22 protein-coding genes are annotated in these 25,620 nt (G+C 60.2%); 15 read left to right on the top strand and 7 right to left on the bottom strand.

Translation table 11 applies throughout. From position 1 onward, the window contains the following. Positions 1–225 precede the first annotated feature (225 nt). Complete coding sequence (locus OGV19_RS01855; RefSeq protein ID WP_264311873.1) at positions 226–660, top strand: hypothetical protein; 435 nt, start codon at positions 226–228, stop codon at positions 658–660. Between the two features lie 69 nt (positions 661–729). On the opposite strand, the gene OGV19_RS01850 is transcribed toward OGV19_RS01855, so the two are convergent. Beyond that, positions 730–1,947 (bottom strand): argininosuccinate synthase, encoded by a 1,218-nt coding sequence (locus OGV19_RS01850; protein ID WP_264311872.1) that lies wholly within the window; start codon positions 1,945–1,947, stop codon positions 730–732. Positions 1,948–2,112: 165 nt separating this feature from the next. Further along, a complete protein-coding gene (locus OGV19_RS01845; protein ID WP_264311871.1) occupies positions 2,113–3,045 on the bottom strand; it encodes a flagellar protein MotY in 933 nt (310 codons plus the stop codon). A 130-nt stretch (positions 3,046–3,175) separates the two neighbouring features. On the opposite strand from OGV19_RS01845, the gene pyrC reads away from it, so the two are divergent. Next, on the top strand, positions 3,176–4,222 hold the full coding sequence (pyrC, locus tag OGV19_RS01840) for a dihydroorotase (RefSeq protein WP_264311870.1): 1,047 nt from the start codon (positions 3,176–3,178) through the stop codon (positions 4,220–4,222). 59 nt (positions 4,223–4,281) lie between these two features. Beyond that, a complete protein-coding gene (gene rnt, locus OGV19_RS01835) occupies positions 4,282–4,893 on the top strand; it encodes a ribonuclease T (protein WP_371097688.1) in 612 nt (203 codons plus the stop codon). 86 nt (positions 4,894–4,979) lie between these two features. On the opposite strand, the gene OGV19_RS01830 is transcribed toward rnt, so the two are convergent. Then, a complete protein-coding gene (locus OGV19_RS01830) occupies positions 4,980–5,582 on the bottom strand; it encodes a peroxiredoxin (RefSeq protein ID WP_008099573.1) in 603 nt (200 codons plus the stop codon). 210 nt (positions 5,583–5,792) lie between these two features. Here OGV19_RS01830 and OGV19_RS01825 point away from each other — a divergent pair, with 210 nt between their 5' ends. Together OGV19_RS01825 and bfr are read left to right on the top strand one after the other, a co-directional pair. Then, entirely contained in the window at positions 5,793–6,011 is a 219-nt protein-coding gene (locus OGV19_RS01825) for a bacterioferritin-associated ferredoxin (protein WP_264311868.1), read from the top strand. 201 nt (positions 6,012–6,212) lie between these two features. After that, positions 6,213–6,686: a bacterioferritin gene (gene bfr / locus OGV19_RS01820; protein ID WP_027594191.1), complete on the top strand. Its 474-nt coding sequence runs from the start codon at positions 6,213–6,215 to the stop codon at positions 6,684–6,686. Positions 6,687–6,743: 57 nt separating this feature from the next. Here bfr and grxD read toward each other — a convergent pair whose 3' ends face one another. Then, entirely contained in the window at positions 6,744–7,079 is a 336-nt protein-coding gene (grxD, locus tag OGV19_RS01815) for a Grx4 family monothiol glutaredoxin (protein WP_264311867.1), read from the bottom strand. A gap of 91 nt (positions 7,080–7,170) precedes the next feature. Then, positions 7,171–9,279 carry a molybdopterin oxidoreductase family protein gene (locus OGV19_RS01810; RefSeq protein WP_264311866.1) on the bottom strand — a complete coding sequence of 703 codons (2,109 nt, stop codon included), beginning with the start codon at positions 9,277–9,279 and terminating at the stop codon, positions 7,171–7,173. Positions 9,280–9,643: 364 nt separating this feature from the next. On the opposite strand from OGV19_RS01810, the gene argF reads away from it, so the two are divergent. Together argF and OGV19_RS01800 are read left to right on the top strand one after the other, a co-directional pair. Beyond that, positions 9,644–10,564, top strand: coding sequence for an ornithine carbamoyltransferase (gene argF, locus OGV19_RS01805; RefSeq protein ID WP_264311865.1), 921 nt, complete (start codon positions 9,644–9,646; stop codon positions 10,562–10,564). Beyond that, the gene (locus OGV19_RS01800; RefSeq protein WP_264311864.1) at positions 10,561–11,670 is read left to right on the top strand and encodes an ABC transporter ATP-binding protein; all 1,110 of its coding nucleotides are present in this window, start codon (positions 10,561–10,563) and stop codon (positions 11,668–11,670) included. Before argF ends, OGV19_RS01800 begins: the two co-directional genes overlap by 4 nt. Before the next feature lie 37 nt (positions 11,671–11,707). Here the strand turns inward: OGV19_RS01800 and ybaK are convergent, their stop codons facing one another. Then, the gene (ybaK, locus tag OGV19_RS01795) at positions 11,708–12,178 is read right to left on the bottom strand and encodes a Cys-tRNA(Pro) deacylase (protein ID WP_264311863.1); all 471 of its coding nucleotides are present in this window, start codon (positions 12,176–12,178) and stop codon (positions 11,708–11,710) included. 303 nt (positions 12,179–12,481) lie between these two features. Between ybaK and OGV19_RS01790 the strand changes: the two genes are divergently transcribed. The 4 genes from OGV19_RS01790 (at position 12,482) to glpD (ending at position 17,578) form a co-directional block, all read left to right on the top strand. Further along, positions 12,482–13,333, top strand: coding sequence for an MIP/aquaporin family protein (locus tag OGV19_RS01790; protein ID WP_033702676.1), 852 nt, complete (start codon positions 12,482–12,484; stop codon positions 13,331–13,333). Between the two features lie 51 nt (positions 13,334–13,384). Continuing rightward, positions 13,385–14,884, top strand: a complete 1,500-nt coding sequence (glpK, locus tag OGV19_RS01785) for a glycerol kinase GlpK (RefSeq protein ID WP_264311862.1) — start codon at positions 13,385–13,387, stop codon at positions 14,882–14,884. 123 nt (positions 14,885–15,007) lie between these two features. Continuing rightward, positions 15,008–15,763 (top strand): DNA-binding transcriptional repressor GlpR, encoded by a 756-nt coding sequence (glpR, locus tag OGV19_RS01780; protein ID WP_186677481.1) that lies wholly within the window; start codon positions 15,008–15,010, stop codon positions 15,761–15,763. A 276-nt stretch (positions 15,764–16,039) separates the two neighbouring features. Beyond that, positions 16,040–17,578, top strand: a complete 1,539-nt coding sequence (gene glpD / locus OGV19_RS01775) for a glycerol-3-phosphate dehydrogenase (RefSeq protein ID WP_264311861.1) — start codon at positions 16,040–16,042, stop codon at positions 17,576–17,578. Between the two features lie 60 nt (positions 17,579–17,638). On the opposite strand, the gene OGV19_RS01770 is transcribed toward glpD, so the two are convergent. Beyond that, positions 17,639–22,042: an NEL-type E3 ubiquitin ligase domain-containing protein gene (locus OGV19_RS01770; protein WP_264311860.1), complete on the bottom strand. Its 4,404-nt coding sequence runs from the start codon at positions 22,040–22,042 to the stop codon at positions 17,639–17,641. A 330-nt stretch (positions 22,043–22,372) separates the two neighbouring features. On the opposite strand from OGV19_RS01770, the gene OGV19_RS01765 reads away from it, so the two are divergent. The 4 genes from OGV19_RS01765 (at position 22,373) to OGV19_RS01750 (ending at position 25,585) form a co-directional block, all read left to right on the top strand. Continuing rightward, positions 22,373–23,290 carry a glutamate/aspartate ABC transporter substrate-binding protein gene (locus tag OGV19_RS01765; RefSeq protein ID WP_264311859.1) on the top strand — a complete coding sequence of 306 codons (918 nt, stop codon included), beginning with the start codon at positions 22,373–22,375 and terminating at the stop codon, positions 23,288–23,290. A 145-nt stretch (positions 23,291–23,435) separates the two neighbouring features. Beyond that, positions 23,436–24,182: an amino acid ABC transporter permease gene (locus tag OGV19_RS01760; RefSeq protein WP_264311858.1), complete on the top strand. Its 747-nt coding sequence runs from the start codon at positions 23,436–23,438 to the stop codon at positions 24,180–24,182. Further along, on the top strand, positions 24,183–24,854 hold the full coding sequence (locus OGV19_RS01755) for an amino acid ABC transporter permease (RefSeq protein WP_264311857.1): 672 nt from the start codon (positions 24,183–24,185) through the stop codon (positions 24,852–24,854). Continuing rightward, complete coding sequence (locus tag OGV19_RS01750; RefSeq protein ID WP_264311856.1) at positions 24,851–25,585, top strand: amino acid ABC transporter ATP-binding protein; 735 nt, start codon at positions 24,851–24,853, stop codon at positions 25,583–25,585. Before OGV19_RS01755 ends, OGV19_RS01750 begins: the two co-directional genes overlap by 4 nt. The last annotated feature ends 35 nt before the right edge of the window (positions 25,586–25,620 follow it).

Below are 25,620 nucleotides of genomic sequence, written 5' to 3'. Positions count from 1 at the left end.
CAGCGCTAACCGTAAGATTAAAGACTCACAAGAAACCGCATCGCGGATTCAATCGACTGAAGCCACTGAAAACAAACTTCCACGCGCGGAATATGCCACTTCAATGAGGCGAAAAATTCAGGTACGAGGTTGTTCATCAGAAAGTGCTCAGGCGGGAAACACTGCAGCCTTCAGTTAAGCGCCGCAGCACGGTAATGATGAGCAAAACCGCAGGAGACAGCCATCATGCCCGAAGCACAACCTGTCGCCCCGCTGACGATCATTGCTATCTTCGCGGGGATTATCGAAGCATCCGCACTTGCGACACTGCCGTTCCTCAGCGAATCCAGCCAGAGCCTCTATACTTGGTTTCTGGTGGGCTTTCCGTTTTTCCTTACTGCGCTGTTCTTTCTAACCCTGAACTTCAATTACAAGTCGTTCTATAACCCAGGTCTAAAAAGAGCAACTAACGACAGCCCGGACACCGATGCACTCGAGCCGGTTACCGTTATCTTTTCCGGCCCCGATGCACAACACCGGCTGGAACAGCACATCCTCGTGGCCCTCGCTCAAGCGCCGGCATCAACGCGTACCTGGCACTTCCTTAATCTGGAGAAGCGCCAATGCGCACGCCTGTCCATCAGCGCACTTGAGGAAGGTACCGCCAATCGTAGAGCTTGAAGGCCATTTGGATAGCGCCGCAAAAAAAACCCCGGCCTGAGCCGGGGTTCGTGCAACGCGTGCCAGTACTTAGAGCAGCGAACGGCCCTTGTTGGCGGCAATGCGCATGCGCAGTGCATTGAGCTTGATGAAGCCGGCAGCGTCCGCCTGGTTGTAGGCGCCGCCATCCTCCTCGAAGGTCGCGATGTTGGCATCGAACAGCGAGTCGTCCGACTTGCGGCCGACAACGGTGACATTGCCCTTGTACAGTTTCAGGCGTACTACGCCATTCACGTTGACCTGCGAAGCGTCGATCATCTGCTGCAGCATCACACGCTCCGGGCTCCACCAGTAACCGGTGTAGATCAGGCTGGCGTATTTCGGCATCAGCTCATCTTTCAGGTGAGCGACTTCGCGGTCCAGGGTGATCGACTCGATCGCACGGTGGGCGCGCAGCATGATGGTCCCGCCAGGCGTCTCGTAGCAGCCACGGGACTTCATGCCGACGTAACGGTTCTCGACGATGTCCAGACGGCCGATGCCGTTGGCGCCGCCGATGCGGTTCAGGTCGGCCAGGACGGTGGCCGGCGACTTCTCGACACCATCGATGGCGACGATGTCACCGTTGCGGTAGGTCAGTTCGAGGTAGGTAGCCTGGTCCGGGGCGTTTTCCGGAGAGACGCTCCAACGCCACATGTCTTCTTCGTGCTCGGTCCAGGTATCTTCCAGGACACCGCCTTCGTAGGAGATGTGCAGCAGGTTGGCGTCCATCGAGTACGGCGATTTCTTCTTGCCATGACGCTCGATCGGGATACCGTGCTTCTCGGCGTAGTCCATCAGCTTCTCGCGGGACAGCAAGTCCCACTCACGCCAAGGGGCGATGACCTTGACGCCCGGCTTGAGCGCATAGGCGCCCAGTTCGAAACGAACCTGGTCGTTGCCTTTACCGGTTGCACCGTGGGAAATGGCGTCGGCGCCGGTTTCGTTGGCGATTTCGATCAGGCGCTTGGCGATCAGCGGACGGGCGATGGAGGTACCCAGCAGGTACTCGCCTTCGTAGACGGTGTTGGCGCGGAACATCGGGAACACGAAATCACGCACGAATTCTTCGCGCAGGTCGTCGATGTAGATCTCTTTCACACCCATCGCCTGTGCCTTGGCACGGGCCGGCTCGACCTCTTCGCCCTGACCCAGGTCAGCGGTGAAGGTCACCACTTCGCAGTTGTAGGTATCCTGCAGCCACTTGAGAATCACCGAAGTATCAAGGCCGCCGGAATACGCCAGTACGACCTTATTTACGTCCGCCATGCCATCACTCCACGGGGTTGTACGGAAAGGGGTCGATTCTAACGGCGTTGCGGAAAAATTTACAGTGGGGCGACAGCTTCTGACGACAAAGCGACAGTAATTGTCGAAGGCGCGACGTACTGTGTGGCTGCCTTGCCGGCTGCCACAGCGTTCCTGCCAATGGTGTTATTTCGCAGCGGATGCAGGTGCAGGTGCAGGCACAGGCGCTGGCGTTTCAGCCGCCTTCTCGACCGGCTTCTCAACCACCGCCACCCGATCCAGCTCGATATTCACCCGCCGATTACGCGCCCGGTTGGCGGCACTGTTGTTCTTCGCCAGCGGATAGCGCTCGCCGTGGAAGCGCACGGTGATCTGCGCTTCCGGCACGCCATGGGCCTTGAAATAGTCCGCCACGGCCATCGCCCTGCGGCGCGAAAGATCACGGTTGGTCAGGCGATTACCGCTGTTGTCGGAATGGCCGTTGAGTTCGATGTGGTTAACCGTCGGGTCGGCCTTCATGTAATCGAGCACCACGTCCAGCCGCGCCCGAGCCGAATCGTCCAGCTCGATGCCCCCCCCTGGGAAGCCCACCTGTGTCTGGCGCACTTGATCGTAATTCATCGGCAGCAACTTGCTGGCACAGGCCTGGTAGTCGCCATAGGCCTTGGCGAAGCTGACCGGCAGCACCCGAACTTCCATTGCCCGCCCAGCCTCGCCGGTGTAGTTGCGCACCACCGTGCTGCGGCCATCGAGCAAACCATTGATCAGTCGGCTGGCCTGCCCCTGGGACGAACTGAACAGCACGCCGTTGCGCGCCAGGCGCACAACGCCCAGGTTGATATCACCGCGCCCTGGCTGCCAGGGCGCCGCTGCCGCCAGCAACGTGGCTGAACCGGCGCCCAGCGCATTACTGTGTGATCGCAGTTGGAACACCGGCTGCTCACCTGCCCGGCGCACGAACTCGCCACTGCCGAAACCGTCGATCGGTTGGATCAGCCGGCATTCGAACTGGTCGCCCTCGACCTGCCAGGCAATGTTCTCCATGCGCGTCTGGAAAGTCAGTGCACCGGCCGGCAGGCTGGCGAACAGGGTCAACAGGGCTAGGTAACGCTGGCGCACGGGCGGCTCCACAAATTCTGACGGCTTACCTGCAGGGTATCGGACGCTGCCCGAAAAACTTGATAGCCGTGCTCGGGCCAGGGTTTTCCGGTAGCATTGAGCCTTGAGTTCGACCCGCCTGGAATCCCCAATGTCCGATCGCCTGACCCTCCTGCGTCCCGACGACTGGCACATCCATCTGCGCGATGGTGCCGTCCTGCCCCATACCGTTGGCGATGTGGCGCGTACCTTCGCCCGTGCCATCATCATGCCCAACCTCGTACCGCCGGTACGCAACGCCGTCGAAGCCGGCGCCTACCGTGAGCGCATCCTTGCCGCGCGTCCGGCCGGCAGCCGTTTCGAACCCCTGATGGTGCTTTACCTCACTGACCGCACCAGCCCCGAGGACATCCGCGCGGCCAAGGCCAGCGGTATCGTGTACGCCGCCAAACTCTACCCGGCCGGCGCCACGACAAACTCCGATTCAGGCGTGACCAGCATCGACAACATCTTCCCCGCCATCGAAGCGCTGGCCGAAGTCGGCATGCCGCTGTTGGTGCACGGTGAGGTGACGCGCAGCGAAATCGATGTATTCGATCGCGAGAAGCGCTTCATCGACGAACACATGCGTCGCGTGGTCGAACGCTTCCCGACGCTCAAGGTGGTGTTCGAGCACATCACCACCAGCGATGCCGCGCAGTTCGTCACCGAGGCTTCGGCCAACGTCGGCGCGACCATTACCGCCCAGCACCTGCTGTACAACCGCAACCACATGCTGGTAGGCGGTATTCGCCCGCACTTCTACTGCCTGCCGATCCTCAAGCGCAACACCCACCAGGTGGCGCTGCTGGACGCTGCCACCAGTGGCAACCCCAAATTCTTCCTCGGCACCGACTCGGCCCCTCACGCCCGTCACGCCAAGGAAGCCGCCTGTGGTTGTGCCGGTTGCTACACCGCTTATGCAGCCATCGAGATGTACGCCGAAGCGTTCGAGCAGCGCAATGCGCTGGATAAGCTCGAAGGCTTTGCCAGCGTGCACGGCCCGGCCTTCTATGGCCTGCCAGCGAACACCGACACCATCACCCTGGTTCGCGAAGAGTGGACCGCACCCGAAAGCCTGCCCTTTGGCGAGCAGACGGTAATACCGCTGCGCGCTGGCGAAAAGCTGCGCTGGCGCCTGCTGGAGGACAACGCGTGAGCGAAGACCTCTACGAAGACGATCAGGACGGCCAGGCCGGCGGCGGTTCGCGCCACCCGATGGCTGAGCGCTTCCGTGGCTACCTGCCTGTGGTGGTGGATGTCGAGACCGGCGGCTTCAATAGCGCCACCGATGCCCTGCTGGAAATCGCCGCTGTCACCATCGGCATGGACGAAAAAGGCTTCCTGTTCCCGGAACATACCTACTTCCACCGGGTGGAGCCGTTCGAAGGGGCCAACATCGAGGCTGCCGCCTTGGAGTTCACCGGCATCAAGCTGGACCACCCGCTGCGCATGGCTGTGAGTGAAGAAAGCGCGCTGACCGACATCTTCCGTGGCGTGCGCAAGGCGCTCAAGGCCAACGGCTGCAAGCGCGCAATCCTGGTCGGCCACAACAGCAGCTTCGACCTGGGCTTCCTCAATGCCGCGGTCAACCGCAACGACCTCAAGCGCAACCCCTTCCACCCGTTCTCCAGCTTCGACACCGCCACCCTCGCTGGCCTGGCCTATGGCCAGACCGTACTGGCGCGGGCCTGCCAGAGTGCCGACATCGACTTTGACGGGCGTGAGGCGCATTCGGCGCGCTATGACACCGAGAAGACCGCCGAGCTGTTCTGCGGCATCGTCAACCGCTGGAAGGAAATGGGCGGCTGGCGCGATTTCAACGACTGAGTTGAGATTTTGGGGCCGCAAAGCGGTCCCAACATGCAGGCACAAAAAAACCGGCCACCAGGGCCGGTTTTTTATGCGCTCGGCAATTACAGCTTGCCAGCGTTCTCGCTCAGGTATGCAGCAACGCCTTCTGGCGAAGCGTTCATGCCTTTGTCACCTTTTTTCCAGTTGGCAGGGCAGACTTCGCCGTGCTCTTCGTGGAATTGCAGGGCGTCGACCAGACGCAGCAGCTCGTCCATGTTACGGCCCAGTGGCAGGTCGTTGATGATCTGCGAACGGACAACACCGTTGGTGTCGATCAGGAAGGCGCCACGGAAGGCCACGCCGCCTTCGGACTCAACGTCGTAGGCTTTGCAGATTTCGTGGGTCATGTCGGCAGCCAGGGTGTACTTCACCTGGCCGATGCCGCCGTTGTTGACCGGGGTGTTACGCCAGGCGTTGTGGGTGAAGTGCGAGTCGATCGAAACGCCGATCACTTCCACGTTGCGCGCCTGGAAGTCAGGGATGCGGTTGTCCAGGGCGATCAGCTCGGACGGGCAGACGAAGGTGAAGTCCAGCGGGTAGAAGAACACCAGGCCGTACTTGCCCTTGATGGCCGAGGCCAGGTTGAAGCTGTCGACGATTTCGCCGTTGCCCAGCACAGCTGGAACGGTGAAGTCGGGGGCTTGTTTACCAACGAGTACGCTCATTGTTATCTCCTGATGAGGGTGAAAAACCGTTTGCCGGGCCAGACGGGCCTGCCCGACATCCAACAAAGGCTGACCATCATACACGGCTTCTCATGACAGGCCGAATCCAACCGCCGGTCGCTCAAGCACGGCCCTCTCAGAAAGTCTTTTGACAAGCATTCTCATTACCATTAAGCTCCAATCCATCTCAACCAGCGATGGTCCGACTTTATGTATGTGTGTCTTTGTGTCGGCGTGACCGATGGACAGATCCGCGATGCGATCTATGAAGGATGCTGCAGCTACAAGGAAGTTCGAGCCGCGACCAATGTCGCCAGCCAATGCGGCAAATGCGCCTGCCTTGCCAAGCAAGTGGTGCGCGAAACCCTGACCGATCTTCAGGTCAGCCAGGCTGCCCTGCCCTATCCGGTAGAATTTACCGCTGCCTGAAACCACCTTATTTGAAGAACCGGGCCTAGTGTCCGGTTTTTTTATGCCCGAAATTCAATAACTTAGCTCCCCAACGCGCTTCACAAACATTCTTATTCCTATTCATTTTCACTTATTATTCAACAACTTAGGTTTGACAGCCCTAAGTATCAAGCTCAAACTTCTCTGTATTGGCACACTTCTACAGGGCAGGAACCCGTCATGAAAGGCGACGTAAGCGTCATCCAGCATCTCAACAAGATCCTCGGAAACGAGCTGGTCGCGATCAACCAGTACTTCCTGCACGCACGCATGTACGAAGATTGGGGCCTGAACAAACTCGGCAAGCACGAGTACAAGGAATCCATCGACGAGATGAAACACGCTGACAAACTGATCAAGCGTATTCTCTTCCTCGAAGGCATCCCCAACGTCCAGGACCTGGGCAAGCTGCTGATCGGCGAGCACACCAAAGAGATGCTCGAGTGCGACCTGAAGATCGAACAAAAAGGCCTGATCGACCTGAAAGCCGCCATCGCTCACTGCGAAACCGTCGGCGACTTTGGCTCGCGTGAAATGCTCGAAGACATCCTCGAGTCCGAAGAAGAGCACATCGACTGGCTGGAAACCCAGCTGAGCCTGATCGACAAGATCAGCATCGAGAACTACCTGCAGTCGCAGATGGGCGAAGAGTAAAATCACCGCCCATAAAAAAACCCGCCATGAGCGGGTTTTTTTATGGGCGTTCTAGGATCAGGCTTCAGCAGCCTTCGCCTTGGCAGCCGCTTCCTTGATCAGGGTTTGCAGCTCACCGTTTTCAAACATTTCCAGCATGATGTCGCTGCCGCCGACCAGCTCGCCAGCTACCCACAGCTGCGGGAAGGTTGGCCAGTTGGCGTACTTGGGCAGGTTCGCGCGGATTTCCGGGTTCTGCAGGATGTCGACGTAGGCGAACTTCTCGCCACAACCCATCACAGCTTGCGATGCCTTGGCCGAGAACCCGCATTGCGGGGCATTCGGCGAGCCTTTCATGTAAAGCAGAATGGTGTTGTTGGCAATCTGCTCTTTGATCGTTTCGATGATATCCATGGAACACCTCGTCTGAACTTTCCGACTCGATGGTCGGCACGGTGACGCATTGTATCGGAAAGCCGAGCGGAGTGCTCGGCCTTGCCGTTGCTCAGGCGGCCTCTACGTGTACAGGCACGCCATTGAGGGCTGCATTGCCCGACACCTGATCGCGCAAGCGCTCATCGGTCAGGTCGTTGGCACTGCCCCCAGGCTGCCCGTGGGCAATCTGCAACCGCACGCCCTGGCGGCCATGGCCATACCCGTGTGGCAGGCTGACCACGCCTGGCATCATGTCCGTACACGCCTGCACCTCAACTTCGAGGGTGCCGGTACGCGAACGTATGCGCACACGCTGGCCATCCTGCAACTGTCGTTGCTGCAAATCGTCAGGGTGCATCAACAGCTGATGGCGCGGCTTACCTTTGACCAGCCGGTGATAGTTGTGCATCCACGAGTTGTTGCTGCGCACATGGCGGCGGCCGATCAACAACAGCGTCCCCGACGCCATCGGCGCTTGCCGTGCCAGCCTGGCCAAGTCGTCGAGCAGCACCTGCGGTGCCGCCTCGATGGCCTGGCTGGCAGTGTTCAAACGGGCCTCCAGATTGGCGCTCAACGGCCCAAGGTCGAGCCCGTGGGGGTGCCGATCGAGCGTTTCCAGCGAGAGTTTCCAGGCCGACTCATCGCCGTAGCGCCCCTTGCGCAGGGCCCAATCGATCATCTTCGCCGGCGCCATGGTTGGCTTGAGCTCAAGGTTCGCCCGTTCGGCAAAGGCCCTGGCCAGGCCGACAAAGATCTCCCAGTCATGCAGCGCGCCTTCGGGCTTGGCCAGGATCGCTCGGTTGAAGCGCGTCACGTTGCGCACGGCCAGCAGGTTGAAGGTGCTGTCGTAGTGATCGTTCTCCAGCGCCGACGTGGACGGCAGGATCAAGTCGGCATGGCGAGTGCTCTCGTTGATGTAAAGGTCGATGCTGAGCATGAACTCGAGCCCCTCCAGCGCCCCGTCCAGTTGCCGACCGTTAGGCGTGGACAGCACCGGGTTGCCCGCCACGGTGATCAGGGCCCGCACCTGCCCCTCTCCGGGCGTGAGGATTTCCTCGGCCAGTGCAGCGACCGGCAGCTCGCCCGCGTACTCCGGCAGCCCCGAAACCCGGCTCTGCCAGGCATTGAAGTGCCCGCCCGAAGTACTTGCCACCAGGTCGACAGCAGGCTCGGTACACAATGCGCCACCCACCCGATCCAGGTTGCCGGTGACCAGGTTGATCAGTTGCACCAGCCAGTGGCACACGGTGCCGAAGGCCTGGGTCGAAACGCCCATGCGGCCATAGCAGACCGCCTTGTCGGCCGCCGCGAAATCCCGCGCCAGTTGGCGAATATCCGCAGCAGCTATGCCACACAATGCGCTCATGGCTTCGGCCGTGAACGGGGCGATTGCGCTGCGCACCTGATCCAGGCCATTGACTGGCACGTGTGACACACGGGTCAGGCCTTCGTCGAACAGGGTATTGAGCAAACCACTGAGCAATGCCGCATCGCCGCCGGGGAGGATGAACAGGTGCTGGTCGGCCATGGCTGCCGTTTCGCTGTGCCTCGGGTCAACCACCACCAACTGGCCACCACGGGCACGCAGGGCCTTCAGGCGCTTTTCCACATCGGGCACGGTCATGATGCTGCCATTGGACGCCAACGGGTTGGCGCCCAGCATCAGCATGAAGTCGGTGTGGTCGATGTCCGGAATCGGCAACAGCAGACCGTGGCCGTACATCAGGTGACTGGTCAGGTGCTGGGGTAATTGATCCACCGAGGTGGCCGAAAATCGATTGCGGGTCTTCAACAAGCCCAGGAAATAGTTGCTGTGGGTCATCAACCCATAGTTGTGCACGCTGGGGTTGCCTTGATACACCGCCACTGCGTTGCGACCGTGGGCCTGCTGGATGCGCCACAATGTGTCGGCCGCCAGGGCGAAGGCCTCGTCCCAACCGATCGCCTGCCATTGATCGCCAACCCGTCGGTGGGGCTGACGCAGGCGGTCGGGATCGTTCTGGATGTCTTGCAAGGCCACGGCCTTTGGGCAGATATGGCCGCGGCTGAACGGGTCGTCGGGGTCGCCTTTGATCGCACTGATCAGCGCCCGACCGTCGTCGTCATGGCTGACTTCAATGTTCAACCCGCAGATCGCTTCGCACAGGTGACAGGCACGGTGATGCAGGGTCTTGGTCATGGCCGCCTCTGCGTTATGGTGGGTCCGATCACGACTATGCGCCCGGCCCCAGGGCCCCGCCAGCGCGTTTCGCGCTGTGAATTCCCCGACATCAGGCAAACGATTCGCGACACACATTTGCCAAATCGCGGGCAAGCCGTGTACAACCTCTGTAGCAAATAAAAAACAGCGCACGCTCAATGGGTAACGACACCCTTTGCAACAGAGCTGCTGTTTCCCCTCTTGGTTTCAGGCGACATTTAATTATAGTATTGCGCCTTTCCCTATTTCGTCCGCCCCGTGCGGCTTACGCCGCAGGTCACTCCCGTTGTCAAAAAAAACCATACGGTCGACCTGCATACCGTTGCAGATAAGGTAGTCAATCATGAGCGCTAGGCACTTTCTCTCCCTGCTGGACTTCACCACCGACGAATTGCTCGGGGTGATCCGCCGCGGCATCGAGCTGAAGGACCTGCGCAAGCGAAGCGTGCTGTTCGAGCCACTCAAAAACCGTGTGCTGGGCATGATCTTCGAAAAGTCCTCGACCCGTACCCGAGTGTCGTTCGAGGCCGGCATGATCCAGTTGGGCGGCCAGGCGATCTTCCTGTCGCCTCGCGATACCCAACTGGGCCGTGGCGAGCCAATCGGTGACAGCGCCATCGTCCTGTCGAGCATGCTCGACGTGGTGATGATCCGTACCCACGCCCACAGCACCTTGACCGAGTTCGCCGCGAAATCGCGCGTACCGGTGATCAACGCCCTGTCCGATGAGTCGCACCCGTGCCAGTTGCTGGCCGACATGCAGACGTTCCTCGAACATCGCGGCGCGATCCAGGGCAAGACCGTGGCGTGGATCGGTGATGGCTTCAACATGTGCAACTCCTATATCGAAGCCGCTCGGCAGTTCGATTTCCAACTGCGCATCGCCTGCCCGGAAGGGTACGACCCGGATCCACGCTTCATGGCACTGGGCGGTGATCGCGTGCAGATCATCCGCGATCCCAAGGAAGCGGTACGTGGCGCGCACCTGGTGACCACCGATGTCTGGACTTCCATGGGCCAGGAGGAGGAAACTGCACGGCGCCTGGCGCATTTCGCGCCTTACCAGGTCACCCGCGAACTGCTCGACCTGGCGGCACCCGACGCCCTGTTCATGCACTGCCTGCCCGCCCACCGTGGCGAGGAAATCAGCCATGACCTGCTCGACGACCCTCGTTCGGTCGCCTGGGACCAGGCTGAAAACCGCCTGCATGCACAGAAGGCCCTTCTCGAATTCCTTGTAGAACCGGCTTACCACCACGCATGAGTCAACCCCTACTGCTCAACCTGCGCAACCTCGCCTGCGGCTATGGCGACCAGCGCATCGTCCAGAACCTCAACCTGCACCTGAACGCAGGCGACATTGGTTGCCTGCTGGGTTCATCCGGTTGTGGCAAGACCACCACCTTGCGCGCCATCGCCGGCTTCGAGCCTATCCATGAAGGCGAGATCCAGCTGGCTGGCGAGGTCATATCCCGTGCCGGCTTCACCCTGGCCCCAGAAAAGCGCCGCATCGGCATGGTGTTCCAGGACTACGCCCTGTTCCCGCACCTGACCGTCGCCCAGAACATCGCCTTCGGCATCGCCAAGCACCCGCGCCAGGCTGAAGTCGTCGAAGAAATGCTCGAACTGGTCAAGCTCGGTGGGCTGGGCGGCCGCTATCCGCACGAACTGTCCGGTGGGCAGCAGCAGCGGGTCGCCCTGGCCCGCGCGCTGGCGCCAGAGCCTCAGTTGCTGCTGCTCGACGAGCCTTTTTCCAACCTCGACGTGGAACTGCGCCGGCGCTTGAGCCATGAGGTTCGCGACATCCTCAAGAGCCGTGGCACCAGCGCTATTCTGGTGACCCACGACCAGGAGGAAGCATTTGCCGTCAGTGACCAGGTGGGGGTGTTCAAGGAAGGTCGCCTGGAGCAGTGGGATACCCCGTACAACCTCTACCATGAGCCGCAGACGCCGTTCGTGGCCAGCTTCATCGGCCAGGGCTACTTCATCCGGGGCCAGATGAGCAGCCACGAGGCGGTCAGTACCGAACTCGGTGAGCTACGGGGCAACCGTGCGTACATCATGGCGCCGGGGAGCTCGGTGGATGTGCTGCTGCGGCCCGATGACATCGTGCATGCGCCAGACAGCCAACTGCGCGCAAGCATCGTCGGCAAGAGCTTCCTCGGTGCATCGACCCTGTATCGCCTGCAACTGCCTACAGGCAGCCAGCTGGAGGCGATCTTCCCAAGCCATATCGATCAACAGGTCGGTGAAGACGTAGGGATTGCGGTGGAGGCCGATCACCTGGTGCTGTTCCCAGTGCCGGGCAGTGTCGCGGCGCAGTTGCCACGGCAGGAGAATGGTGTTCGCCGGTACAGTTCGGCGACCTGATTCTGTATTCAGGGGCTGCTGCGCAGCCCCAGCAATGTCAGCCCCGGCCAATGCCTGCAAACGTGCCCTGGGTATGTTCGGCCAGCACCGCTGCCGCCAACTCCACTTCCAACCCGCGCCGCCCGGCGCTGACATGAATGGTTGCAAAGTTTTGCGCCGAATCATCAATGAAGGTGCGCAGGCGCTTCTTCTGGCCCAACGGGCTAATGCCGCCCACCAGATACCCCGTGGCACGCTGGGCCGCCGCAGGGTCGGCCATCTCACACTTCTTCACACCCGCCGCATGGGCCAGCGCCTTAAGGTCCAAGGTCCCCACCACCGGCACCACCGCCACCAGCAATTCACCTTTCTCACTGCTCGCCAGCAAGGTCTTGAACACCTGCTGCGGGTCAAGCCCGAGCTTTTCCGCTGCCTCCAACCCATACGACGCTGATTTCGGATCGTGTTCATAACTGTGCACGCGATGCTCGGCGCGGTTTTTTTTCAACAGGTCTAGGGCGGGGGTCATGCGTAGGCTCCGGTCAGGGACAAGTCGGCGGCTACTTTAGGACATATCCCACATCCCAGCCAGTTCGGAGCTTACGCGCCTCTCTAGCGTAAGGTTTCGCGACCTAGAACTACGTCCAAATCGTGACTGACCGTTCACTTTCGACCTTTGACATAAGCGTTTCTTGTCTATATTTTTTCGTTTCTGAATAAATGGTGCACGTTTTAGGTGCATTTCTTACATCTGCCCGGGGTCAATGGGGATAGACACCGGGCTTTGCTGTCGAGCGCCACGCGCCTCACAACAAAAAAAACGAGGTCATACATGACGACTGCTCTACGCGAACCCACCTTGTCCAGCCAATGCCTGGCCGAGTTTCTTGGCACTGCGCTGCTGATCTTTTTCGGTACTGGTTGCGTCGCCGCGCTCAAAGTCGCGGGCGCCAGCTTCGGCCTGTGGGAGATCAGCATCATCTGGGGCGTCGGCGTGAGCATGGCGATCTACTTCACCGCTGGCGTTTCAGGTGCGCACCTGAACCCGGCCGTGAGCATCGCCCTCACCCTGTTCGCCGGTTTCGACAAGCGTAAATTGCCGTTCTACATGCTGGCCCAGGTCTGCGGCGCCTTCTGCGGCGCAGCGTTGGTCTACACCTTGTACAGCAACCTGTTCTTCGATTTCGAACAAGCCCACGCCATGCTGCGCGGCAGCACCGAAAGCCTGGAACTGGCCTCGGTGTTCTCCACCTACCCGCACCCGTCGCTGTCCACCGGGCAGGCGTTCCTCGTGGAAGTGGTCATCACCGCCATCCTCATGGCCGTGATCATGGCCCTCACCGACGACAACAACGGCCTGCCCCGTGGCGCCGTAGCGCCGTTGCTCATCGGCCTGTTGATTGCCGTGATCGGCAGCGCCATGGGGCCGCTGACCGGCTTTGCGATGAACCCGGCCCGCGATTTCGGGCCAAAATTGATGACTTTCCTGGCCGGTTGGGGCGAAATCGCCTTCACTGGCGGACGGGACATCCCCTATTTCCTGGTTCCGGTGTTCGCACCTATTCTCGGCGCATGCCTGGGCGCCGCAGCGTATCGCGGCTTGATCGCCCGCAACCTGCCGGTGGCGCCAACCGCGAACCCTGAGACAAACGACAATCGCCAGGGCGATACTCAAGTCAACTAATGCGGCCTCACGCCCAAGCCCTGACTTCCTAATTTTGCAAGGCCTACGACCATGACAGACACCCTGGATAAGAACTACATCATCGCCCTGGACCAGGGCACCACCAGTTCGCGGGCCATCATTTTCGACCGCGACGCCAATGTGGTCGGCACCTCCCAGCGCGAATTCGTCCAGCACTACCCCCAGGCTGGCTGGGTCGAACACGACCCGATGGAGATCTTCGCCACCCAGAGCGCCACCATGGTCGAAGCCCTGGCCCAGGCGGGCATCAGCCATGCCCAGGTCGCGGCACTCGGCATCACCAACCAGCGTGAAACCACGGTGGTGTGGGACAAGGAAACCGGCCGCCCGGTGTACAACGCCATTGTCTGGCAGTGCCGGCGCAGTACCGAGATCTGCGCACAACTCAAGCGTGATGGCCATGAAGACTACATCCGCGAGACCACGGGCCTGGTCACCGACCCGTACTTCTCCGGCACCAAGCTCAAGTGGATTCTCGACAATGTCGAAGGTGCCCGTGAACGCGCCGAACGCGGCGAACTGCTGTTCGGCACTATCGATACCTGGCTGATCTGGAAGTTCTCTGGCGGCAAGGTGCATGTCACCGACTACACCAACGCGTCGCGTACGCTGATGTTCAACATCCACACGCTGGAATGGGACGACAAGCTGCTGGAAATCCTTGGCATTCCACGCCAGATGCTGCCCGAAGTACGCTCCTCTTCCGAAGTCTATGGCCACACCAAGAGCGGGATTGCCATCGCCGGTATCGCCGGCGACCAGCAGTCAGCGCTGTTCGGCCAGATGTGCGTCGAGCCTGGCCAGGCCAAGAACACCTATGGCACCGGCTGCTTCCTGCTGATGAACACCGGCGACAAGGCCGTCAACTCGTCTCACGGCTTGCTCACCACCATCGCCTGCGGCCCCCGCGGCGAGGTGGCCTATGCCCTGGAGGGCGCAGTGTTCAACGGTGGCTCTACCGTGCAGTGGCTGCGCGACGAACTGAAGATTGTCAACGATGCACTGGACACCGAGTACTTCGCCAGCAAGGTCAAGGACAGCAACGGCGTATACCTGGTGCCCGCCTTCACTGGCCTGGGCGCACCCTACTGGGACCCCTATGCCCGTGGCGCCCTGTTCGGCCTGACGCGCGGGGTGAAGGTAGACCACATCATCCGCGCAGCGCTGGAGTCTATCGCCTACCAGACCCGTGACGTGCTTGACGCCATGCAGCAAGATTGCGGCCAGCGCCTGTCCGAGCTGCGCGTGGACGGCGGCGCAGTCGCCAACAACTTCCTCATGCAGTTCCAGGCCGACATCCTCGGTACCTGTGTGGAACGCCCGAAAATGCGTGAAACCACAGCCCTTGGCGCCGCCTACCTGGCGGGTCTGGCCTGTGGCTTCTGGAGCAGCCTGGACGAGTTGCGCGACAAGGCGATCATCGAGCGCGAGTTCAGCCCACAATTGGACGAGACGCAGAAAGAGAAGCTGTACGCTGGCTGGAAAAAAGCCGTCGACCGTACCCGCGACTGGGAAGACCACGAGGCTTGACGCCTTCCTGTAGGGGCAGCCTTGTGCTGCTCCTACAGGCGTGTTGCACAACCGGCTACTGGCCGTCATCCCCGTCCTACGGCATCATTGCAGAATTTGTCCGGCAGCCCAAAAGGACCGCCCATGAATCTGCCCCCTCGCCAACAACAAATCCTCGAGCTGGTCCGCGAACGCGGCTACGTCAGCATCGAAGAAATGGCGCAGCTGTTCGTCGTCACCCCGCAAACCATCCGCCGCGACATCAACCAGCTTGCCGAGCTCAACCTGCTGCGCCGCTACCACGGGGGCGCCGCGTATGACTCGAGCATCGAGAACACCGCCTACGCCATGCGCGCCGACCAGATGCGCGACGAGAAACAGCGCATCGCCGAAGCTGTAGCCTCGCAGATTCCCGACCATGCCTCGCTGTTCATCAACATTGGCACAACGACCGAATCGATCGCCCGCGCACTGCTCAACCATAACCACCTGAAGGTGATTACCAACAACCTTCACGTGGCCTCGATCCTGGCGGCCAAAGACGATTTCGAAGTACTGGTGGCAGGTGGCACGGTGCGCCGCGATGGTGGTGTGGTAGGCCAGGCCAGCGTCGATTTCATCAACCAGTTCAAGGTCGACTTCGCCCTGGTTGGCATCAGCGGCATCGACGAAGATGGCAGCCTGTTGGACTTCGATTACCAGGAGGTACGGGTTTCCCAGGCCCTGATCGCCAATGCACGCCAGGTGATCCTGGCTGCCGACTCCAGCAAGTTCGGGCGTAATGCCATGGTTCGCTTGGGCTCGATCAGCCTGGTGGACTGTTTGGTGACCGACCAGACGCCGACACCCGCCCTCGCCCACTTGCTCAACCAGTACAAGATTCGCCTCGACGTGGTGTGAAGCAGATTGCGGCACTCAAGCGTATGGATTGAGATTTTTATCGCCCTCTAGATCGAGCGCCGCCCGCGCGGCGCATCGCGAGCAACGCTCGCCCCTACGTTTGTTTCGGGCCAATCAAGCCTTACACCCGAATTTTCGTAAATGTTCACTTTATTGTCATCCGATCAGTATTTTCTATAAAGACTGACTGGATACCGGCCTTCTGTTGCGCTAGTATTTTCGGAAACGAACATCAATGTTCATATTCGATGTGAACAGCCTCAGGAGGCCTTGCCCGTGTCCCAGCCCGTTTCGTCCCAGCCACCCCTCGCCGACTGCTATGACCTCGCCGTGATCGGCGGTGGCATCAATGGTGTGGGCATTGCTGCCGACGCCGCCGGGCGCGGCCTGAAGGTGTTCCTTTGCGAAAAGGACGACCTGGCGCAGCACACCTCGTCGGCCAGCAGCAAGCTGATCCACGGCGGCCTGCGGTACCTGGAGCACTACGAATTCCGTCTAGTACGCGAAGCGCTGGCAGAACGCGAAGTACTGCTGGCCAAAGCACCGCATATCGTCAAGCCAATGCGTTTCGTACTGCCTCACCGCCCGCACCTGCGCCCGGCCTGGATGATCCGCGCCGGCCTGTTCCTCTACGACCACCTGGGCAAGCGCAAGCGCCTGGGCGCTTCGCGTAGCCTGCGCTTCGGCCCGGGCTACCCGCTCAAGCCGGCCATCACCCGTGGGTTCGAATATGCTGACTGCGCCGTGGACGACGCACGCCTGGTGGTGCTCAATGCCATGGCGGCGCGCGAAAACGGTGCGGATATCGTCACTCGCACCCGCTGCCTGCGTGCCGAGCGTGTCGATGGCGTGTGGCAAGTCGAACTGCAGCATGCCGACGGTCGCCTGCAGACGATTCGTGCCCGTGCCCTGGTCAATGCTGCCGGCCCCTGGGTGGCCAGTTTCATCAAGGATGACCTCAAGCTGGACGCACCGTATGGCATCCGCCTGATCCAGGGCAGCCACATCATCGTCCCGCGCCTGTATGAAGGTGAGCACGCCTATATCCTGCAGAACGAAGACCAGCGCATCGTGTTCTGCATCCCGTATCTGGAACGTTTCACCCTGATCGGCACCACCGACCGCGAATACAGCGGCGACCCGGCGCAGGTGAACATCACTGAAGGCGAAACCGATTACCTGCTCAAAGTGGTCAACCAGCACTTCAACCATCAGCTCAGCCGTGACGACATCCTGCACACTTACTCCGGCGTTCGCCCGCTGTGCAATGACGAATCGGACAACCCTTCGGCCGTGACCCGCGACTACACACTGGCGCTGTCCGCCGGTGAAGGCCAGGCACCGTTGCTGTCGGTCTTTGGCGGCAAGCTCACTACCTACCGCAAACTGGCTGAATCGGCCATGGGCGAGCTCAAGCCATTCTTCACCCAGATGCGCGGCAGCTGGACCGCCGCTGCCCCTCTGCCAGGAGGCGAGCAAATGACCGCAGCCCAGACTTTGGTTGACGAATTGGTTGCACGCCACCCTTGGCTGCCAGTAGCGATCGCGCAACGTTGGGCAACCACATACGGCAGCCGGGTTTGGCGCCTGCTTGAGGGCATCAGCGGGCCTGAAGGCCTGGGTCAATCATTGGGCGGCGGCCTGTTCGCTCGGGAAGTCGATTACCTTCGCAGCGAAGAATGGGCAGTGACTTCCGACGATATCCTGTGGCGACGCACCAAGTTGGGCCTGTTTACCTCTATCGCCGAGCAACAATCGCTGAGTGATTACCTGCAGCAGACTGCGCCTCTTGACGCAAACGAACGAGCCGCTTGAAGACGATGCCCCCGGCACTGACCAAGGTCAGTTCCCGGGAGCGAACATGTTTGGGGCCGCTCAGAGCGGCTGGTGCTTGTAAGCCTCTGCTGTCAAGGCCCTGATCAGCTCGCTCTCCTCCTGCGTCAAGTCCGACTTCAGCACATTGCAGGCGGTCAGATAATCCGCCTCCGTCATTTCTTCACGGCCAAGCTTTTCTTCGAGGAGTGATAATTCGGACTGTTTTGCATCGACCAGCTGTTTGAACCGAGGGCTGTACGTGGCACGCAAGTACTCTTGCCAAAATTCCTGGCCTGCAAGTGAATCGACCAAGCGCTCGTCAGTTTCACCTTGGAGAATCTCGAGCCGGGCAGCATTGATGTCCGCAGCGGTCACCAGGGACTCTGCTTCATAATGCATTCTTATCGGTTGCCCAACCAATTGCAGCGGTGATGCCAGGCGGATCCGGTAGGCAAGATAGGTTTCGACGTCATCGATTTTCTCCAGCCGAGCCGGCTGATCCGCGAACAGCACCCTCAACCGCTGCAGTTTTTGCGCCGCTATCCGGTCGACCTCCTGCATCCGGTAAAGCGAACGGCCCAGTCTCAACAGCGACCTTTCACTCGACATCTCTCCCGCGCCCGCGGTTTGGCCATGAATCAATGCCCTGACCTCCATCTGGCTGAATACCCACAGCAGCCGATCCTCACACGTTGCAATACCACCTGCCTGCTCGAACAAAAGCTCACGTAATTCGGCATTCTGCTCGCATGCCTCGATGATGGCCCAGACGCGCGCGCGATAGAATGCCGGGTACTTCAGATAGTCGGGCGATTGGGAAAAGTCCGTAAGGAAGCGGAAGAAGTCGTCCGAGCCAGTTTCACCACGCAGGTTGCCCCAGGACGTTTCGCGCATGACCCGTTGCGCACCGGTCGAGCCGACAAGCCAATCTGAAACTTGCGCCTGCGCAAGCACATGCTGACGATAACTTGGGCTCGGCTGGGCTTCATGCGCTGCAGTACTCGAAGGGCCAGGTTGCGGTTGCAGCAAGCGTTCACTGGCTTCATCGACAGGATTTTCATGCAGCGCCATCTGTTCCAAGCGAACCCGCAGCCCCTCAAGGTCTTGATTGACCTGCCGGATCTGATTGTTTCGCAAATCAACCATGCCCCGCCAGGGCAGTTGCTGAATGTCGGACGGAAAAGTAGCCAATTGCGTTGAACGCAAACCCAGCTGCAGCAAGTTTGGCAAACGCCTTACCAGTGGCATCTGCCCCAGCGGATTATGATTGAGTTCGAGTCGTTCCAGCCTGCTTAGCCTACCCAGCCTTGAGTTGTCCGCAATGGTAAGCACGATCTGGTTGTGGTCGAGCCGCAATACGCGCAGGCGAGCCAACGAGTAGACACCCGACGGAATCGAAGGCAAACGATTACCCCGCAGATCCAGGCATTCAAGGTTCGGGAAGCGCTTGAGGAAATCAATGTCGACAGCAGGCAGGTTCATATCCCGCAGCACCAAACGCGTCACATGATCGAACCTGAGCTCATCCGGTAGCGCTGGCAAGCCAGCCACCCGTTCGCCACGGATTTCCAAGGTGTATGTGCCATCGGCCCTGCGCCCAATCTTGCGCCGCCAGCTTCGCCGGATCGTGTTTATCACTCGGGTCCGGCGCAGGTAATCGGTGACCGAGGCATATTCGGCCCGCCAAGACTGCAATCCCTGGCGCAACGCGGTCCATTGGCGGTGCAGCGCCTCATAATGTGACCATGGGTCTTCACCCTCCGCGATGTGCTCCAGCAGGTACTGCTGCACCTGGGTATCATCAAGGGTTGGAAACACCTGCCTGATCCCCCGCCTCGCCGCCTGCCCTTGGCTTTCTCCGTGACCACTGAGTGGGTAACCTATACGTCCATCGCCAAAACGTACCGGCGGCCGCACACCACCGGCAATGTCCGCCTGCCCGATCAATCTTGACGCCAATGACCTGTGCGTTCGCACATGGGTCGACAGCTTATCGACCAATTGCGACTCACTCAACGCGGCATCGCCCAGACCAAGCTTCTGATCATCACTGAGCGTGAGCAGCAGTGCCCGCATCAGCGTACCGTTATCAGTCGCTCCTGGTTGCGAGCCAGCCGGCAGATGAACGCTGTAGGTACGTTCGTCGCGAACGAGGCTGATGACCTTCTGCGCCGATTCAGCGCCCGCACGGCCCACCAAAGCCCCCTCAACGGACCCTGCTCGCAACTCTACACGGAGCGAATCGGGCCATGCTGCCAGCGCCTGCACCAAACCGAGGGCAAGCTTTTCCGTGTCCTCGTTGACAGCCTGCCACTGTCGCAGACCGGCGCAAGCGCGATCCAGGCGACTGTCCCGCAAAAACCAGCGCACTCGTTCCGCCATGCCCAACGGGACTTTGCCCGTGGCCTCAAGCTGCATCAGCTCATCACTACTGACTTGGCGGCATATCTCCTTCGCTCCCCGCACAGTGAGCCCCGGAAAATCGCGCCTTAGCAGCGTGCCTTGTGTGTCTTCAGCTTCCTGGGACGCAGTGATCATTCGTTCGAAGCTATCGCCTGTCGTGTCGGGGGACGTTTCATGCAGCCGGTAGCGCTCCATGGCGTCCGCCAGCCGTGCAGGCACAGGCGCGTTCTCCAGGTGCAGCTGCCTCAATCGCGATTCATCGAACCCTGTGCATTCGAGCACGGCAGTGGCCTGCTGCTCAGTGACACCGGCATACGCATCATCCAGCCGTCGCAGAAGCAGCAGGTCTTCTGCCCAGGTCTCTGGATGTTCCAGCGCGTGCCGCCAGCTGCCAGCTGCTGTGCGCTCAAGTGGAAGACGATAACGGGTGTCACGTGAGGGGTGACGTAACTGCAATTGCGTTCCGTCATCTGAACGGGCCACCGGGTAAGTGCCTTCCTGTTGGTGCAGATGCCAGCCTGTTTCATCCGGGTGAATCTGACCCACGAAATGCTCACCCTCATGCACAGTCCTGTACGGCGACAGGTCGTCGGAACACAGCTTTACGCGGGCACCGTCAATAACGGGTGTCAGGTCATCGACAAAGGCTATACGTTCAAGCACCTTGCCCCCCGCAACCGAAACACCGCCCACTACTGCGCCCACTGCCAGTGTTTCTGCCACCGAAAACAAATGCCCAAGCGCCGCTTCACGATCGCCTATCTGCCAGTCCTCATAGCCTTCATAGACCTCGCCAGCAATCTGCAACGCCGTGATCCCAAGCATCACCTCCCCCAACACAGGGACGAACAGCCCTGCCAGCCCCAGCACTGTCAGGCCGACATTCTCGTAACCGGTCAACCGTTCCCTGCGGGACGCTGCGTCCTCGACCCCGGTCGGTACGGCCAACGCTTGTGCATCATCAAGGATTTTCTGAATCCACCGGGCACGCAGGTACATAAAGAGGGGACCGCCGATCTGGACGTGACGGCCATCAAGTTCCAACGCCCGGCCTGCTTTGGTGGCCGACAGCAAGCGGTCGAGGGTCATCAGAAACGCGACGCGGTCCTTCTCGGCAATGAACCTGCTGAAGAACTGGCGGTAGTCTGGGTTTCGCAAATTGAGCCCGAGCGCTTGATAGAGCGCCGCCCAGGAGGCGAATTGCCTTACCGCCTGCACGGGATCACCCGGTATCCAGACCACAAGGTTGAGCAACGTGAAGCGCTTCTCATCCCAGGCTTCAACGGCTACCACCCCTTGCACCGTCTTGCCCAGTACGTACAGCTGGCGATACTTGAGTACTGATGTGTCTGCAGGCACGATTGCTTTGGCGGTGAAAACCCTCAACATCTGCAGATAGCTGCTTTCGTCAATCTGGCCCTTGACTGCTGCATAACGCACGGCTGCTTCCATTGCGGCGCGCGTCGACTCCTCAATCAACGCCTCGACGTGCTTTCGACGCTGACCTGGGGAATCCCCTTTGGCATCAGCGGGTAACAAATGCTCACGCAACAGCACCTGATAGCGCGCACCAATATCCAGCTCGCGGCACAGTTTGGCGAACTGCACAAATGAGATCGCCAAAGGTGTACCCGATGCGCGCTCGAGCTTTCGGCGCACGCGCGGCCGAGCATCCAGCTCCTCCAAGGCAAAATTATGCAGTGCCGCCGATAACAGCGGGATGAACGACGTGCGCACCGTACGCACGATGGGCGGAAGAGGGAAAATGCTTGGGAACTCCCTGCTCACCACCATGCACAGCAGCGCAGTCCGGCACTCCACTTTGATGTTGAAGTTTTTGTGCAACTGCTCCTCAAGCAAGGGTTGTGCAAAGGCACCAAGCCCCGGAATGCTCGCGAGCACCCGCCTGAGCTTCTCGGCTGCCTTCTGCTCCCGCTTCAACGCCTGGTGCAACTGCTGAAGTGACTCGCTGGAAGTGGTCTTGACCCAATCTGGCATCTGCCTGGCGATCAGGGCGTCCACCGATGCAGGAGGAAACAGTTTGCTGTCTGCAGTGCTCATTGGCTCATCTCTTGAAAAAAGCGAGCGTCCCTCAGGCCCCTTTCAAAAGAGTGGTAGATATTTCTCAAGGGCTGGCAGACAACAATCCGTTCGGATAACCGAACGCAACCAGGCCACGCATTCGGAAAGCCGATCGAAAAAATCACCTTCCACTCAGCAAAAAATACTCCGTTGCGCCTTTTTCCGGGGCGTTATGATCAATGTCAGAGCTTGGCACGACTCATGCTCTACACTTGGAAGCCGAATGCACATCGCTTCATGCTGTATTCGTTGAACGAAAGAGTCCGCCAACGGCTCCATAAAAAAAACAAACACGTCGAGGAAAATTTGATGCGTATCGTTCGTCAATTGCTGGGCGCCGCTATCGCGGCTGCAGTCATCGCTTCGCCCGTCATGGCCGAGGAGCTGACCGGCACCCTGAAGAAGATCAAGGACTCGGGCACCATCACACTGGGGCACCGTGACTCATCCATTCCGTTTTCCTACCTGGCAGGCAAGCCTGAACCCGTCGGCTACTCCCATGACATCCAATTGGCCGTGGTCGACGCGCTGAAAAAGCAACTGGGCACCGACATCAAGGTCCGCTACAACCTCGTCACCTCCCAGACCCGTATCCCGCTGGTGCAGAACGGCACCGTTGACCTGGAATGCGGCTCCACCACCAACAACGTCGAGCGCCAACAGCAAGTCGGCTTCTCGGTCGGTATCTTCGAAGTCGGCACGCGCCTGCTGACCAAGCTCAAGGACGGTCAGCCAGCATACAAAGACTTCCCGGACCTGGCTGGCAAGAACGTGGTAACCACTGCCGGTACCACCTCCGAGCGCATCCTCAAGGCGATGAACGCCGACAAGCAGATGAAGATGAACGTGATTTCCGCCAAGGACCACGGTGAAGCCTTCAACATGCTCGAAAGCGGCCGCGCCGTGGCCTTCATGATGGACGACGCCCTGCTGGCCGGTGAAATGGCCAAGGCGCGCAAACCCGCAGACTGGACCATCACCGGTACTCCACAGTCATACGAAATCTACGGTTGCATGGTGCGCAAAGAAGACGCTGCGTTCAAGAAAGCGGTCGACGACGCCATCGTTGCCTACTTCAAGTCGGGCGAGGTCAACAAGAGCTACGACAAGTGGTTCAATCAGCCGATCCCACCGAAGGGCCTGAACCTGCAGTTCCCGATGAGCGACGAGCTGAAAAAACTGATCGCCGAGCCGACCGACAAGGCCGCGGACGAGAAGAAGTCCTAACCCTCAGCAAATAGTGGCCTGGTGCTCACGAGCACGAATCAATTCTGCAGGCCACTCATTAGTGTCTAACCTTTCATCCGAGGGCGCCAAGCGCCCCCGGATGCTGGAAGGTGCCCGTGAAACAACCGTCTGAGGGGAAATCCCGATGAATTACAACTGGGACTGGGGCGTGTTCTTCAAGTCCACCGGCGTGGGCAGCGAAACCTATCTGGACTGGTACATCACCGGCCTGGGCTGGACCATCGCCATCGCCATCACTGCCTGGATCGTCGCGCTGCTGCTGGGGTCGGTGCTCGGTGTCATGCGTACCGTGCCGAATCGCCTGGTATCAGGCATCGCCACTGCCTATGTCGAGCTGTTCCGCAACGTACCGCTGCTGGTGCAGCTGTTCATCTGGTACTTCCTGGTGCCAGACCTGCTGCCCGAAGGCCTGCAGGAATGGTTCAAGCAGGACCTCAACCCGACTACCTCGGCACTGATCAGCGTGGTCATCTGCCTGGGCCTGTTCACCGCCGCCCGTGTCTGCGAACAGGTGCGCACCGGCATCCAGGCGCTGCCCCGCGGCCAGGAAGCCGCCGCCCGCGCCATGGGCTTCAGCCTGCCGCAGATCTACACCAACGTGCTGCTGCCGCAAGCCTACCGGATCATCATTCCGCCGCTTACCTCCGAGTTTCTCAACGTGTTCAAGAACTCCTCGGTGGCGTCGCTGATCGGCCTGATGGAGCTGTTGGCGCAGACCAAACAGACGGCTGAGTTCTCCGCCAACCTGTTCGAGGCGTTCACCCTGGCCACGCTGATCTACTTCACCCTGAACATGGGCCTGATGCTGCTCATGCGCATGGTCGAGAAGAAAGTCGCCGTACCCGGCCTGATTTCTGTAGGAGGCAAGTAAATGGAGATGGATTTCAGCGAAATCATCCCGGCCCTGCCTGCCCTGTGGGACGGTATGGTCATGACCCTGCAACTGATGGTCATGGGCGTGGTCGGCGGTATCGCACTCGGCACCATCCTGGCGCTGATGCGCCTGTCGTCGAGCAAGCTGCTGTCGCGGGTGGCGGGCGCTTACGTCAACTACTTCCGCTCGATCCCGCTGCTGCTGGTGATCACCTGGTTCTACCTGGCGGTGCCGTTCGTACTGCGCTGGATCACCGGCGAGGACACCCCGGTCGGTGCGTTCACCTCATGCGTGGTCGCCTTCATGATGTTCGAGGCCGCGTACTTCTGCGAAATCGTCCGCGCCGGTGTGCAGTCGATCTCCAAAGGGCAGATGGGCGCCGCGCAAGCGCTGGGTATGAACTACGCGCAGACCATGCGCCTGATCATCCTGCCCCAGGCCTTCCGCAAGATGACCCCACTGCTGCTGCAGCAGAGCATCATCCTGTTCCAGGACACCTCGCTGGTATACACCGTGGGCCTGGTCGACTTCCTCAACTCGGCTCGCTCCAACGGCGATATCATCGGGCGCTCCCATGAGTTCCTGATCTTCGCCGGGGTTGTCTACTTCATCATCAGCTTCTCCGCTTCGTGGCTGGTCAAGCGCCTGCAAAAAAGGATCACCGTATGATTTCCATCAAGAACGTCAACAAGTGGTACGGCGACTTCCAGGTACTGACCGACTGCAGCACCGAGGTCAAGAAGGGTGAAGTGGTAGTGGTGTGCGGCCCATCGGGCTCGGGCAAATCTACCCTGATCAAATGCGTCAACGCCTTGGAGCCGTTCCAGAAGGGCGACATCGTGGTCGATGGCACCTCGATTGCCGACCCGAAGACCAACCTGCCCAAGCTGCGTTCGCGGGTCGGCATGGTGTTCCAGCACTTCGAGCTGTTCCCGCATCTGACCATCACCGAGAACCTGACCATCGCCCAGCGCAAGGTGCTCGGCCGCAGCGAGGCGGAGGCCAGCAAAAAAGGCCTGGCCCTGCTTGAGCGCGTCGGCCTCAGTGCACACGCCAAGAAACACCCCGGCCAACTTTCCGGCGGCCAGCAGCAGCGCGTGGCGATTGCGCGCGCCCTGGCCATGGACCCCATCGTCATGCTGTTCGACGAACCTACCTCCGCACTGGACCCGGAAATGGTCAGCGAGGTGCTGGATGTGATGGTACAGCTGGCCCACGAAGGCATGACCATGATGTGCGTGACCCACGAGATGGGCTTCGCCCGCAAGGTCGCCAACCGGGTCATTTTCATGGACAAGGGCAGCATCATCGAAGACTGCACCAAAGAAGAGTTCTTCGGTGACCAGAGCGCCCGCGACCAACGTACCCAGCACTTCCTCAGCAAGATCCTGCAACACTAAGTCGGCCTCAGCATCCTCTGCCCGCCCCCATCGGG

This window comes from Pseudomonas putida, assembly GCF_025905425.1.
Classification (GTDB): domain Bacteria; phylum Pseudomonadota; class Gammaproteobacteria; order Pseudomonadales; family Pseudomonadaceae; genus Aquipseudomonas; species Aquipseudomonas putida_AF.
This window is presented reverse-complemented; position numbering and strand designations above follow the sequence as displayed.